8 protein-coding genes and 1 pseudogene are annotated in these 15,534 nt (G+C 43.2%); 3 read left to right on the top strand and 6 right to left on the bottom strand.

From position 1 onward, the window contains the following. Nucleotides 1–168 precede the first annotated feature (168 nt). The 3 genes from ID165_RS03675 to ID165_RS03665 are packed head-to-tail and all read left to right on the top strand — an operon-like array spanning nt 169 to nt 9,012. A complete protein-coding gene (locus ID165_RS03675) occupies nt 169–7,392 on the top strand; it encodes a type I polyketide synthase (RefSeq protein ID WP_192349040.1) in 7,224 nt (2,407 codons plus the stop codon). Next, nucleotides 7,370–8,194 (top strand): aspartyl/asparaginyl beta-hydroxylase domain-containing protein, encoded by an 825-nt coding sequence (locus tag ID165_RS03670; RefSeq protein WP_192349039.1) that lies wholly within the window; start codon nt 7,370–7,372, stop codon nt 8,192–8,194. The genes ID165_RS03675 and ID165_RS03670 overlap by 23 nt, the downstream gene beginning before the upstream one ends. Beyond that, complete coding sequence (locus ID165_RS03665) at nt 8,191–9,012, top strand: phosphotransferase family protein (protein ID WP_192349038.1); 822 nt, start codon at nt 8,191–8,193, stop codon at nt 9,010–9,012. Before ID165_RS03670 ends, ID165_RS03665 begins: the two co-directional genes overlap by 4 nt. Before the next feature lie 1,025 nt (nt 9,013–10,037). Here the strand turns inward: ID165_RS03665 and ID165_RS26570 are convergent. The 6 genes and pseudogenes from ID165_RS26570 to ID165_RS03630 form a co-directional block, all read right to left on the bottom strand. Further along, nucleotides 10,038–10,406, bottom strand: a pseudogene (locus ID165_RS26570) (endonuclease domain-containing protein). 527 nt (nt 10,407–10,933) lie between these two features. Beyond that, nucleotides 10,934–11,260 carry a hypothetical protein gene (locus ID165_RS03650; RefSeq protein ID WP_192349035.1) on the bottom strand — a complete coding sequence of 109 codons (327 nt, stop codon included), beginning with the start codon at nt 11,258–11,260 and terminating at the stop codon, nt 10,934–10,936. A gap of 5 nt (nt 11,261–11,265) precedes the next feature. Then, entirely contained in the window at nt 11,266–11,760 is a 495-nt protein-coding gene (locus ID165_RS03645) for a hypothetical protein (RefSeq protein ID WP_192349034.1), read from the bottom strand. 45 nt (nt 11,761–11,805) lie between these two features. Further along, nucleotides 11,806–13,284 (bottom strand): DUF4403 family protein, encoded by a 1,479-nt coding sequence (locus ID165_RS03640; protein WP_192349033.1) that lies wholly within the window; start codon nt 13,282–13,284, stop codon nt 11,806–11,808. Between the two features lie 1,102 nt (nt 13,285–14,386). Then, nucleotides 14,387–14,809: a hypothetical protein gene (locus tag ID165_RS26565; protein WP_225586969.1), complete on the bottom strand. Its 423-nt coding sequence runs from the start codon at nt 14,807–14,809 to the stop codon at nt 14,387–14,389. 158 nt (nt 14,810–14,967) lie between these two features. Next, nucleotides 14,968–15,300: a hypothetical protein gene (locus ID165_RS03630; RefSeq protein WP_192349032.1), complete on the bottom strand. Its 333-nt coding sequence runs from the start codon at nt 15,298–15,300 to the stop codon at nt 14,968–14,970. Between the last annotated feature and the right edge of the window lie 234 nt (nt 15,301–15,534).

Raw genomic sequence — 15,534 nt, 5'->3', positions numbered from 1 at the left:
GCAAGAGCAGTAGGCAAATTGGGGAGTTAGTTCTGATCTCTGCTCTCTGGTTACTGGTTTCCGATTACCGAACACCAAGTCTCAATACTCAATAGTAGTAAAAATATATGAAATCGAGCATGTCGAAGACGACACACAGTGGGATGATTATAAACCGTGCGAGATTCCATGTGGCCAATAGAAAACAATTATAAACACATGAAAGTGATCAATACAGAAAGAATACTTGTTCAGGATATGGTGATGAATTTCCCGGAGGAACGGGCAGAGGAACAAGTCCTTTTATTTTTAGACGGGCGGGCTACTGAATCCCAAAGTTTCACCTTCAGGGAACTAAAGGAGCAATGCATCCGTGTAGCGCAACATCTGGCCAATAACACAATCAAGGGAGACGTAATTTTGTTGCCCATTGAAGAGCAGGAACATTTCGTTATTGCGTTCTTTGGATGCATACTGGCAGGATGTGTACCTGCCCCTCTCCCTCTCATCCGGCATAAGCGGGACCGTACGGGTATAGAGCGGATACTCAATATCTTGCAGTCGGGAAAGGCAAGTACTGTATTGGTCACTGAGGGGCAAAAGGACATGTTGGATAGCCAGTTAGCTGAACGGCCTGTTGGAGGTTGGTCTGTCGGGGGACAGACCTGGGAAAGTCCATTGAGCAGTGAAGTTTCCCCGGTTGTCAGGGTGCTTTCGCTGGAGCCGATGTATGAAGAGCTGGAGGGTGAGGTGACTTTACCAGATGTTTTAGCTGATGACCTGGCCTACGTGCAGTACACCTCCGGCTCTACGGCCCATCCTAAAGGGGCAATGCTCACGCACAGGCAAGTGCTGCAAAACCTTTCCAAAATGTACCGGGTATTCCAGCGCCGGGAACGCGTGCGGGTGGTTGGCTGGCTGCCGTTTCACCACGATATGGGGCTGGTAGGTCATCTGTTTACAGTACTTTACGAATCCGGCTTTGGGGTATTTTTACCTCCCGCTTCGTTTCTTGCCTCTCCGCACCTTTGGTTACAGGCCATACATGATTATCAGGGTACTGCTGCTGCCGCACCTACTTTTGCACTGGAAATGTGTACCCGAAAAGTTACCGCCTCAAAATCGTGGGATTTCAGCCACTTCAGACATTTGTATGTAGGCTCTGAAACCGTAACGTACAATATACTGCATGATTTTGCGGAGAAGTATGCCGGCTCAGGTTTTAATGCAAATGCTATCAGGCCTGTTTATGGTCTAGCAGAAGCTACCTTGCTGGTTGCCGGAGGTGGTAAAGGGCTGAAAGACCTTGACGATCATTTTATTGACAAACCTGCCGGAACCTACCAAAGAAAATTAACACCGTATGAAATTGATGAAGAAACGGGAACCATTCGGGTACAAGACCCGGAAAGTGGCAAAGTACTCCCGGAAGGCCATGAGGGAGAAATTATCATGGAGGCTCCTTACAATTCCAGTGGGTATCTGGAAACTGAACCCCACGACATTTCCGATAATGATGAATGCATCATTGCCACCGGTGACCTAGGCTTCATTAAGGATGGATTTCTGTACATTACCGGAAGGAGAAAGGAAATTGTAATCGTAAGAGGAGTTAATTACAATGCAGAAGACCTGGAGTATGCCATACGCCAAAATCAGGATTTTTTGCAAAGCAACGATCTCACGGCCTGCGTTGCACACATCAGACCCGATAAGGAAAGGTTACTGGTGTTTCAGGAAATACACCGCCACACATCGCCAAACCTCTACAAGCAGATCGAGGAAAGCATTCAGGCCAACTTAACGGAGAGTTATGGCATAACTGCAGATACCATTCATCTGATAGCACGGGGAATGCTTCCCAAAACTTCCAATCACAAAATATCGAGGCAAAAATGCTTAACATGCTACCTTTCCGGCGAATTGCAAATGTTATATTCCATGGAGGCCAAAGCATCTGTACCGCCGGCTTTGCCCAAAGAGGATCCGGTAGTAGTCGTGGGTATGGCTTGCAGGTTCCCTGGGGGAGCTAACAGCCCTGAGCAGTTTTGGGAACAACTGGTACAAGGGGTGGATGGCATCTCCGAGGTGCCTGAAAGCAGATGGGATAACGATATTTTCTATGATCCGAAAGCCGCAATGCCCGGCCGGATGAATACCCGGTGGGCCGGACTGACCGATGATATTGATCAGTTTGACCCGGGCCTTTTTGGCATTTCTCCTTACGAAGCTCCGGAGATCGACCCTCAGCAACGGATGCTGCTGGAAACATCCTGGAGATTGCTAGAGCATACGGGATGGCAAAAAGAAGACTTGCAAAACTCAAACACAGGAGTGTTTGTAGGCATAGCCAATAATGACTACCTGTACATGAAAATAAAGCTTACACCTGATATGAATGGCTTTAACGCCTATTCGGGTTTGGGCAACTCCAACAGTATAGCCGCCAACAGGCTGTCCTATTTCTATGACCTGAAAGGCCCCAGCCTGGCAGTAGATACGGCCTGCTCTTCCTCACTTACCGCATTTCATTTAGGGGTTCAGGCCATTCATAGAGGTGACTGTACTCAGGCGATAGTTGGAGGAGTGAATGCTATTCTTTCTCCCGGTACCACCATCACGCTCTCACAGTTTGGTATGATGTCGCCGGAAGGCAGGTGCAAAACATTTGATTCCGATGCAGACGGTTACGTTCGCTCAGAGGGATGCGGACTGGTGATGCTGAAAAAGCAATCAGAAGCCTTGAAAGACGGAGACCGGATACTAGCCGTAGTTAAAGGTTCATCCATAGGTCAGGATGGGCATAGTATGGGCATCACCTACCCTAACGGGGCAGCACAGCACAAGCTTATTGCCCGGACACTGGGTGAAGCCGGCCTCGAAGGCAAACAAATCAATTATCTGGAAGCTCATGGCACAGGAACTCCCACCGGTGACCCTGTGGAACTGGAGCAATTAGGAATGCTGTATGGAGTCCCAGCAAAGGACAAATGCTATGTAGGGTCTGTAAAAGCCAATATCGGACATTTGGAAACGGCAGCAGGCATAGCCGGAGTAATCAAGGTATTGCTCATGTTACAGCATCAGCAAATTCCGCCTCAGATCCATGTCAAAAAACTAAATCCACGCATTCACCTTGAAAACACCCGACTTGAGATCCCTACGCAAACCCGGGAATGGAACCCTGAAAATGAAAAAAGAAGAGGAGCCATTAGTTCCTTTGGTTTTGGGGGATCTTTGGCTCATGTTATTCTAGAAGAACCGGATGCTCACCAATTCATTCCAAATACCACTACCGAAGAGGAGAAGCCACTGAAGATGTTCGCCTTCCGGCCATTCCCGATTTCTGCCCATACCCCACAGGGGCTGGTAAAACAGGCTCAACACTGGGTGGAATGGCTGGAGACAAACCCTGAGATGGCCATCAATGACCTCACGTACACCCAGGCAGTAAGCAGGTCGCATCTGAGGTACAGACAATGTTTTCTGGTGCAGGATAAAACCGAAATCAGGAACAAGCTGGAACAGTTCGTCCGAAGCACCTCCCCGGCTGGCACTCCGCTATCCAACGATCAAAAGATAGCTTTTCTCTTCACTGGACAGGGTGAACAATTCATGCGCATGGGGCGGGAATTTTACTATCAAATCCCAATTTTTCGGGAGGCATTTGACCGGTGTGCCGGGGCCATAGAAGATAAAGACCTTCCGATGTCACTTCAAGAGATTGCTTTTGAAGTGACCCATTACGAAGTATGGCATGACAAGTACCTGCAGGTAATCCTTTTTGCCACTCAATATGCACTGGCCACGCTTTGGCAGGAGTGCGGTATCATTCCGCACTTTCTTTTAGGCCATAGTCTGGGAGAATATGCGGCTGCATGTATCGCCGGATGTTTTGAGCCGGAGACAGGCATGAAGATGCTTATGAAGCGCTCAGAATTAGTTGATACGCTTCCTGAAAAAGGAAGGATGGTAACGATATTCGCCGGACATGAAGAAGTTGAAAAAATCCTGAACAAGGAAAAGGCCCAGATAGCGGTAATCAACAGCCCTAAAAAAACAGTAATAGCAGGTGAATCGGCAGAAGTAGCACGAGTTGTAGACCACTTTTCGCGTCAGGGAATTGAATTCTATAATCTGAGAATGAACATAGCCTTCCATTGCCACTTGCTGGAACCTGTCCTGAAACCTTTTCACGAATACATCTCTCAATTTACCTTTACCCGGCCTGTAAAAAGATGGATTTCTTCTGCGACTGGCAAGGAAATGAACGAAGCACCAAATGCAGATCACTGGGTGAATCATTTGCGCCAGACGATTCACTTTTCTTCCGCTGCCGGTCTTTTAGCCAGGGAAGATATCCGCCATTTCTTGGAGATCGGCCCCGGGGCCAGTACGCTGGTGGCCATTAGAGAGTGCCTTAACCGGTCGGATCTGGTGCTGCTCAGGTCATTAAACATCCCCAAAGGAGGACGTACGGAATCCCGTCACTTTTTTGATTCTCTGGCAAAACTTTATCAGGACGGCCGGACTATTCACTGGCAAACGTTACTTCATGGCAAAAAGTACCCGGAAATGATACCGGGAGTAGTATTTAACCATCAGCGCTACTGGGTAAAAGGGCTTGAGGCGGAAAATATTTCAGCATTTGCCGGCCCGATATACAACCCTGATTACAAACCGGCACCTCCTGCCCATGACCGGAAGACCGACTCGACCATCCATTATGATCTCATCTGGGTAAAAAAAGGGAAACTAACGCTACCCGGTGAAATTGAGGATTTGAGGGCCAATATTTCATGGATTATTCTGGGGGAAGATTCTCCTGCCATGCAAGCATTACTGGATAAGATCAGGAAAAGAGGCCACCAGGTATTCTGGGTGGGTATGGATACGAAGTATGCCCATAAGCCTGATGCCGTGCTTTCCTATGGCATGGATACCACGTCCGTTTTTAATGTACTCAACAGAATAGTAACCAGTGAAAGCAGAGCCAATGTAGATGCCTGGAAGGTGGTTTTCTTACCAAAAAACTCCTCAAGCAGCGGCGCTACGCTCGAGACGGATAACCTCAAAGAAGCTGTACAAAAAGACCTTGGCGTTTTTATATCATTTCTAAAAGCACTAAGAAGGGTGGTTATTACTCCACCGCTATGGATTGTTACTGAGGGCACACAGCAGGTGATGCCGGAAGAGGCCATATCCCTCAACTTAACTTCTTCACCGCTGTGGGGTTTTGCAAAAACCCTGTATTTGGAACATCCCGAGTGGCGCGGTGGTATGATCGACCTTGAGCAGGGCATCAACCCAGAAGAAAAAGCTGCTCAAATTATGGGCAAGGTTCTTCGACCCCAAAAAGAAAATTGTATTGCCATCAGGCAAGGAGAACAATATGTGGAGCAATTAATCCCGGCCGAACCGGCACTTCAAGAACCTATAACCTTTCGCAATGATGGTGCTTTCATCATTACCGGAGGCCTGGGGGGCTTAGGCTTGGAAACCGCATCTTGGGTGGTGGATAAAGGAGCGCGGCATGTCGTTTTAATCAGCCGCAGGAGTGTACCCCTCAAGACAGAATGGGCATCAATAGCATTAGATCATCCGCAACATGAACTGGTTCAGCAATTACTGACACTGGAAGAGCAGGGTGCACTAGTTGAGGTGGCCAGCCTGGATGTGAGCAATATTCCAAAACTGGAAGCCCTGTTTGCTTCCCTAGAAGCACGTAAAATACCTGTCCGCGGGATACTGCATGCAGCCGGAGTCAACTGGTTTTCTAAAATCATGGAGCTGGATGAATCGCAGTTTTTTGACACCCTTGATATCAAGGTAGCCGGTACTTGGGCGCTTCATCAGCTCAGCAAGCCGCATGACCTGGATTGCTTTATCTTGTACTCCTCGGTTTCAGCACTCTGGGGTTCGGTCAACCTCAGCCATTATACCGCAGCAAACTTCTTCATGGATGCCGTGAGCCAATACCGCTCTGGAGCAGGTCAAAAAACGCTTAGCATTGATTGGGGTCCGTGGGATGAGGTTGGCATGAGTGCCAAGCCAGCAGAAAGAGAGGTTCTGGATAAAATGGGCTTTAAGCTGATGCCTCCTCAGGAAGCGCTAAACGCTATGGAACTGCAACTGGGTACTGGCCGGCCTCTGTCCCTGATCAGCAAGATCAATTGGGAAAAATACAGGTCGTTCATTGATTTCACTTTGCAGCCTTCTTTGTTTGAACAGGTGGCCAAAACATCAATTAGTGCTGCTCCCGAGGCCTCACGTGACCATCTGGACAGCATCCTGCAGTCCTCACCCACAAAGGCACGGGAGCTTATCGAAGAGGTAGTTCGAACAGAGCTAAGATCGGTCATGCTGATTGAGTCCATAGATGAAATCCCTGATGACAAACGGTTTAACTTCTTGGGTATGGATTCTCTTATGGCTATTTTGATGGCTTCCAAGCTGGAGCAGTATTTTCGGATCAAGCTGCCCAACACGTTGGCTTATAACTATCCACATATCAGGGCGGTTTCCGACCACTTGTTTGAACTGGTCTATAACCCACTAAAGACAGAAGAAGCTGCGGTCGAAGAACCTGTTTTAAAAGAAGTTGTTCCAGCCATTGAGGATGATGCACAAGTCACGGCCGGCAGTTGGTTTAAAGTACTGAAGGAGTCGGAAGGGAAAACCGCGATTACACTCTATTGTTTCTCCTATGCCGGTTCCGGGCCGCTGGCCTTTCAGTCATGGGTAAACGTGACCCATCCGGATATCACGCTCATCGGCATCCAGTCCCCCGGAAGGGACGATCGGGCGGGAGAAAAGCCCTATACCTCAATGACCCAGTTGATCTCTGCCCTTGTTGAGGTATTTGATCCGCCTGAAGGACCTTATGCCTTCTTTGGGCATAGCTTGGGTGCTTTAACTGCTTATGAGTGCTATATAGCACTTCAAAAAGCGGGCAAACGTACACCCGACCATTTATTTTTATCAGGCAGCAATGCCCCGGGAACGGGCAGTGGTAACATGATCCATCAGTTGCCGCAATCCGAATTTATTGATGCCATAATGGAGAAATACGAAGGTACCCATAACCATGGACGCCGGCTGGCCCTAGAAAGAACTACAGACCTGCTGAGAGCAGATATACAGATCCTGGAAACCTATCAAACCTGCAATGGGGCCGTCACTGCACCCTTAACGGTCATTGTGGGCGAATCTGATCCATTAATGTCTCCTGAAAAAGTCAGGAAATGGGCCCTTTTGTCACTTAAGGATTTCAAGATTTTCTACATTCCCGGAGGGCATGACCTAGTCAGTGAGCAGCACGAGGTTTTGGTGCACATGATAGAAGGGCAACTTAGTAATTATTGGTCCGACGAAATTGAAATCGTTTTAAATGAATTATCAAATGAACATTGATGCCCCAGACATCCCTTTACGCAAAGAAGAAAAACAGACCACCCGGGATGCAGAGCCTTGGTACAGTATTTTCGGCGGAAGATACCAAGGGGACCATCCTCCCTTTTACGACCGGGAGCAATTGCCTTGGACAAAAATCCTGGAGGCAAACTGGAAGATCATCCGCGACGAGCTGCTTGGTCTGATCGAAGAAGATCCGGACCGGCTACAGCCGTATAAGATTAACAAATCCATGTCGTTCCCTCCAAAAAAGTGGAAAACTATGGGGCTGATCTTCTGGAATATGAAAAATCACAGGAACTGTAACCGTTGCCCACAGACGATGAAGATCCTCCAATCCTTACCGGGATGTACTTCTGCATCATTGAGCATCTTGGAACCACAATCCAACATCAACCCACACCAGGGTGATACCGATGCGGTGATCAGGTGCCACATGGGGCTATCCATACCGGGCAACTTACCGGAATGTGGCTTCCAGGTAGACAACGAGATCAAAGGATGGGAAGAAGGAAAAACACTCCCTTTTTGTGACGCCAGAACGCATACCGCTTGGAACCACACTTCGCAAAGGAGGTATATCATGATTCTTGACGTGATGCGCCCGGAGTTCAGAAACAGAAAAAATGAGATTTGCGCACATGTATTGGCTTCAGCAGCCGTGCAAATGCTCTATCAAAAATATAACTTTCTAAGAAACAGAAAGCGGTACATCAAGAAAATGATCTACCATGTGGTGCGGACTGTAATGTTTTTATACCTGCCTTTTCAACGCATTTCCCTTAAACACCAGCCGAAATGAAACTCGGTGAATTGATATCAGCAGGAGAACAGTCGGAAATTTTCATGTATGGTCCGGATACTTTGGTAAAGCTGTTTAGAAAAGAGATCAGTAGCCGGCATGTGCAAAGGGAGGCTACCAATACCGCGGCGGCCATGGCTTATGGACTGCCGGTACCTGCTGTAAAAGACCTCATCCGGCTTGAAGGCCGTGAGGGGATCGTGATGGAGCATATCAAGGGGCCAACTATCACCGCCATACTCAGGAAAGCTCCGCATAAAATCAAAATATACGCCCAAAAGTTTGCCCGGCTGCAGGCAGATATGCACAGCATTCCGGTGACGGACTTCCCGAACCAGCGGGAGTTTATGGAAAAAACGATTCTGAGCAGCCAGGGCCGTTTGGGAAGGGATACCACTGAAACAATACTCAAACTATTCCGGGACCTCCCGGACTCCGATAGGCTTTGCCACAACGATTTTCATCAAGAGAATATCATATTTTCTGCAAAAGGCCCGATAATTCTGGATTGGCAGGAAGCACTGAGGGGAAACCCGATCGCTGATGTGGTGCATGCCGTACTGGTACAGGAGCACCCGGTTCCTGCCCCCATCCTTAAAAGCTCCTCCCACTACTTTCAACTTCACAACAAGTACCGGAAGCTGTTTGCCAGGTTCTACCTTCAGGAATATATGAAACTGACCAACACCTCATCTGGTCAGATCCGGAATTGGCTAATACCCGTATCGACTTCAAGGTTATTCACCAAAGTTTCTATAGAGGAAAAAGATTGGACTGAGAAATATATCAGGACAAACATGGATGCTCTGTCAAACTAAATTGATCAATTTTTTGAAGGCATAAAAGGTACCGGGGAATCCACTCGTTATACAATAGCGCAGCGCTTATAAGCGTTAAGCGTTAAGAAGAAAAGGCTGTGCCATCAGAAGAGTAACCCGGATAATTATTGTCAGCTCAGTTTCTTGGGTAATCAGACTGTTGATTTTGGCCTACTTAAACCCGGATCTTGCATTAGGTTTCGTTAAGAGACCATTAATTACAAGAAAATCAGGCTGTTTGGAGACTGAGTCCGCCGCGGCGGATATGGTGAAGTCGAAAACGGCAATGTAATGGCTGATTTTGAAGCAATTATTGGTCCTATTTTATTAAGCAGTATGGGATAAATGGCGGGCTATAAAACGGTAGTTAACTGACTATCCGATTTGATCTGTTTACAATTTGATTTTTAAAAGACAAATGCCCGTTGCCGTCAATATGGATGTCGACACCTGTGACATGCTTGATTTCAAAAGACAAGTCAGATACATACCCGTGACAGTTACATAAGAACCCCAGTGTACAATCCTTTGAGGCACGGCTTTAAGAACTCAGTTACATGGCAGTTACATAAAACAAATCCTGTAGATCGATTTGCCAGGGTCTAGCTCTCTATATTCTAGGGAAGTCTCTTTAGTGAGTCTAGGGCATATTAACACCGTTAGTACCAATAAGGTGTTTGATGGATTCCGGATTTATGCCCTGATGGATGTTCTACCTCCTTCCCCCCTTCTCCTTGAGGAGAAGGCGCTAGTCAGCGGTAAATGACAGCTTTCAGTAAAAAAAGAGATTATGTGTAAGAAAGGGAATAAAATAATAGAAAAAACATACCATGTATTAGATATAGAGTATTTTTTGTATCCCACCCCAACCCCCTTCCCGATATCGCGCTCATCGGGACGAGTCATCCCGCAATACTGCGGGGCAGGTATTTAGGAGAAGGCGATCGGCACTGCTAAAATGAAACGCATGTGTTCCACATAAGGTGAGATGGTGTCGTGGAAACAACTGAATCACTGCCTAGCAATCAGTATTCTGATTTAATACTTGTCATATAGCTTCGTACACATTCGAGTACCTTAGGTAACCCGTTCATTATCTCTTCGTTTTTGAATCTCAGAATACGGATTGTGTACTCCTTAATGACCGGATCCCTGTTGATGTCATGCTCCCGCTGGTCATCGTCATTATGAACCTCGCCATCTAGTTCTATCACCAGCCGCGCAGCTCATGGCAGTAGAAATCGGCTATGTATCTTAAGAACTTGTGCGCCGTGGCGTATCGGATGTTGTCGACGGAACTTATGGCCATCTAACTGTTTGTTTTGGAGGATTTCCCAGAGCTTTCTTTCAGCAGGTATACTGCGTTTTCGAAGCTCTCTAGCTTTTTGGTGCATGGATATTGACGCTCCGTAAAAGAGGTTTGATGGGTAAGTCATTTATTAGTCAGTATAACAAAAAACTGATTTGAAGTGAATGCTTTATTGATAGCAGAGTCTAATGCCCTCTCCTCAAGGAGAGGGTTAGGGTGAGGTTGATTTAAGCCTGGATGTGTGCTAAAAGTTGGTGTAGCCTACCTGCCTCATCGGCCCTTCTCCTTTAGGAAAAGGCGATCGGATCTGCTCCAGGTGAGATAAAGAGTAAGAAGTAGGTTGGTCGTTCCCGAATCGCTTCGCTTCTCGGGATCTTAGATTTCAATAACTAAAAGATTATATGCAAGAAAAGGAATAAAATGATAGAAAAACATACCAAGTATAGAGGAAATTCAATATTTAGGAGGAATTGTGGAAATTTGGGTAAGGGAGTGGCTTATTCCCTTTGATCTTTCAGAATGGGGACAGATGAACCGATATATTCATCCCGACTCAATCCCCATAAGAACCTCACCGTCCCGAATGCTTTCGGGAAGCGGTAGTTATTTTCTTTACCATAATATTTTAATAGAAGATACTATGGTCATATATATGAATATCCATAGAACTATTTCTCCTGAAGTTCCTTTGAATGTAACTTGTAAAACGCTGAATTCAAGCGCTTCCTTTTCTGTTATTTTTAATAGCAAGATTAAAAATGTAGAAATGAATGCAGCAGCAGGAAGACCAACAATTGCACTAAAATGGTCTTTATATAATTGAATATAAATGGGATTTATTTCTCCTTTAAAGACAAATAGAAAAACAAATGTTCCAGAGACAATAAATAATATTGCCACTACCCAAGCAAATACCTTCTTAAATAAATTACGTTCCATTTCTTTTAATTTGAAATTCTTTCTGTTAAAAACCATTTTGATGTTTCCAATTTGAATGTCAAATTTATGACGGATTCTAATCTTGAACTATCAGATTTCATAAATATTTCTTCCTTTCTTTCATAAGGGCTATCTTTGAAATGATTTGGCTTCCTAAATCCATAGGTAATTGTGTCCATATAATATGGAGTTAAGGTTTTCCAATTGCAAGTTGTCCATTTTTCCATAGACCACATACTGCCAGGAATACCCTTTAAAGGGAATTTTGTTCTACTTTTCTGAAATATATAATTTGTAAAATAAAGTTGTCTGAATTTATCATAATCTTCAACTCCGTTTTTCAATGAAAGTAAAGTAGTGTCAGTAATTACTTTTTTATTGCAATATTTTTTTTCTGAGTTATCATTATTTGTCGGAAAGAAAAATATAACTAGGATTACCAAGAATAATACACCAATAACTGCAAAAACACCTATTAAAATTTTAAATAATATTTCCATTTCATTGTCATTTATAATTACCTAAAACATAATGTTGCACCGTATTTATTCTAGTTTAAATATTGTTGTTAGCTTCCCTTTTGCGATTAACAGTAAGTCTAAACTTTCTTGGTCTATATAAAATCCTGGAACTATTAGTTGTTCTAGAGTACCGTTAATTACTAAGTTATCTATCTCAATATTTTTAAGCTTATCGTTTATTAAATCATAATATTTAGAGTAGTCCTCTTGATATGAATACTTTAGCATGTTTTTGAGGTCATTGTAATAGAAGTTGTTAATTAAAAATGGTAAACCATTATTAATCAAAAAACTATTTGTATTTGCTTCAATTCTAAAATCCTCAACAAAAACAAGCTTGTTGGTGGTGTCAATTGTGGGTAGTGCAGTAAAATACATATCTCCTTTAAATCTCTTTGATTTTGCTTTTCCTTTAACATTAGCTTTAATTAATAATAAACTTGTATTGGTTAGCTTTACTCCTTGTAAATCAATGGAATTTAGCTTAATTTTTACGCCATCTTTATTATATTCTTTCCCAACGACTTCTCTTTTTAATATTTCTTCAAGCGAGTTAAAAGTAGTACTTGCAGGAAGATATATGTTAAACAGACCTTCTGTATTTTCGTTTAGAGTAAGGTTTGGTAAAGGACTGTTGAAGTCTGGAGGTTTTTGAGATACAACTTCTAACTTTGAAGCCAAACCTAAAGCAAGACGTAGTTTATTGTCATTTGCATTTAGATTCTCAAAAATAACTTTTTGTGGTTCAGACTTAAGCCAAAAGTCACCAAGTTCCATAGGTTGGCCAACTTGAACCCAATATTTGTTCACTTCGGTTTTGATGTCATATTGTTGAACTAACTCAGCAACTTTTTTATCTATCTCTTGTTGGTAGTCTCTTACAAATTTTTGTAGGGGTTTCTCTAGTTTGTCTTTAATATCAATATTTATTCTTATTAGGTTACCAATTAAGTCTATGTGAAGGTGCGTATTTCCGCTTAGGCTACCTTTTAGATACGTTTCGGCTTTCATCGTGTAATCCTCTTGTATTGCTAACTTTACTCTTAGTTCTATATCAACTGTGGGTGAAGCGTCACCGTGTTCTGTGGTAGTTACTCCCGGGCTTATCGGTGATGAACGGCATCTTCCGTGGTGCCAATACCCAATACAAGCAGTATAACTTCCTCTTGCTCTTATGTCAATTGGAACTTTAAAGATCAATTCATTTCCTTGAGCACTAAATACAACAGGTTTATTTCTGTAAATCTGATATGAAAATCTGGTCGTATTACCTGAGCTTCCACTTCCGCTTTCAATCTGTCCACTTGGCAGTTTTTGATTTATATACTCGTTGATAGAATTAATATCGATTTCAAAAGGAATCGTAATTTCAGAACTCAACCTTTCAGGTCGTTCTGGCAAATTACCTGTAACAGGCTTGTCGGGAATAATTTTTGCAGTTTTGCAACCGAATAGTGTTATTGCTACAAAAAGCAATATTGAAAATTTTCGAATTGATGTCATAACGTTTGGATTTATTTTTGGTCCTTTTTTATAATTACTGCCAACGTGTTATATCCGAAATTGCGGTTATTTCTTATATGTCTCTACAGACAATACCAACTATAATTTGCCTTTATCCTTCTATTTCCGACGGTTATCCGACATTTATCGCTTACAAGTAATTACTATTGCTTTATGACTTGATATTATTTACCCTTAAAATGATCCACCTGAATCCCAATGTTGCCAGCAATAACTACTCCCGGAAGCAGATTTCCTTGAGCATCTGGAACTATCTGCTCCCATCCTCCTCCACATGGAGAAGGCACTTGTTTAGCACTATAATTCAGATATCAGAATCAAAAGGTATTTGATGGTTTCCGGATTTAAGCCCTGTAGGATACAATAGAAATTTTTTGATTACATAAATTTCACAAACTGCATACGTTGATCCAATCATCATTTTGAGTTTGGCAGTGAATGGTCTGAATTAGGCTATTCCTAACCAGTATATGGCGGACTCGTTAGCTTGGCTTTTCTACCTCGTCCCATCCTCCTTCACGAATCGCTTACTCTCGGAATTAAAACCTCGGGACAGGTTCTCCATAGAAGAGGAGGCGATTGTGAGACAACATTTTTCAAACTAGTGCTTCCACTAGATTGAAAGGTTCTCCGGATTTAAGCCCAGATGGGGAAAGAACCAACCGAAATTCAATCTTCCAGTGCTGAGTTATAAATTTTACGGAGTGGATCTATTCGCCATTGAATCGATCAGCAGCAGTACAGTGCTGACATTGATCTGTGAAATTGGCCAGGGCATTTACAACTTTAATTCTGCCAAATAATTTGCATCTTTTTTAAGGCTTGCTCCCACGCTAGGCGTAGTCACAATATTCGTGGTTACTGGGTGGGATTTGTAATTCCATCCTCATATCATTACCAATTTGCAATTGGCTTTCCTACCTCACCCCATCTTCCGATATCGCCTTGCTCATCAGGACAGGCAGTGCAAACTAGGTTTAATTTTATTGTCGTCTGTGTGAATAATTGTCCAATCAATTCCGCTTGGGCAGCCACAAATATTTACAAAGTCATTTTCATCATCTGCTATTATAAAGTGTCCTCAACAAGGAAGTAATTGACTTGCGTAGTAGCCTTTTTTATAATTGTCTTTTAAAGTCCGCATTAAATATAAAGCCGTTGCACTGACTGTCATGTCTAAACTGTCTTTGTCTGCTATAACTTCGTCTCCGATTTTCACAAAAACGTGTCCGTGAGCACAAAGATCAGTTGAGTATAGAACCTTTAGTGTTCTTTCTCCGGATAATTCTTCTGTTTTATAAAATCTGATTTCATAAGAATTTTGAGTTTTGTCAATTGGTTTAAGTCCAGCTTTGTTTTCAAATTCTGTGTTGTCCGAAGTATTAACAGAATCAGATTGAAGGTTGTCCATCTTAGAAATTTGGACATCTGGAATTGTTTTCTGCGAACAAGCAGAGAAATAGAAACCAAGTACGAATATGACTCCTGTAATATTCTTTCTCATAACAATTCTGGCTAGCGAACCCCAAACAACTAATTATCATATGTTTGCAGAACCAGATTATCTTCGGTGAGACCGAATTTATCAATTTACTTCTTTATCCGTTTAACTAATCCCAAACATTCTTATTATCCCGTAATAGATTTATCCCTATTTACCCATCATGCCGCCAGCAATTTTTCGGGTAAAATGGAATTAAGATATTTGGCATATTGCACTCTAATTTCTCTTTGATCCTTACTTTCCTGAATAAGCTGCAAGGCAATTTTTTCAGGGATCTTCTGAACATTGGAGAAATCCATATTCAACATATCATTGAAGGTTCTATTTATATTTTTGGAAAGAACCGATTCTTCAAGATCAAATCTTTCGCATGAATTCCTCAAGAAATAGTAAAATGGATCAATCGAAAACAACCCTGAAGCAAATTTAAAAACTGACCTTATTGCATTCTGTAGCAATGACACATCATAAACCGCTACCTCTTTAGACACTAATTCATTGGGAACTACAGTAAGTTCGGGTTTACATTCCCAGCTTGTCTTTCCTAATATATAAGTCTATATTCTAATAATATTTCAATAAAGGATAAACCCAAATAATTAGGGTTTATTCCGACTCAAAGTATAATGGCAAGAGGCACATACATTTCTGAAAATCTGACACAGCCTCAAATCGAGATGATGCTCATGCTGGATGAGTATCAAATGGACATCTTCACACTGCAA

The sequence above is a fragment of the Algoriphagus sp. Y33 genome, from assembly GCF_014838715.1.
Classification (GTDB): domain Bacteria; phylum Bacteroidota; class Bacteroidia; order Cytophagales; family Cyclobacteriaceae; genus Algoriphagus.
This window is presented reverse-complemented; position numbering and strand designations above follow the sequence as displayed.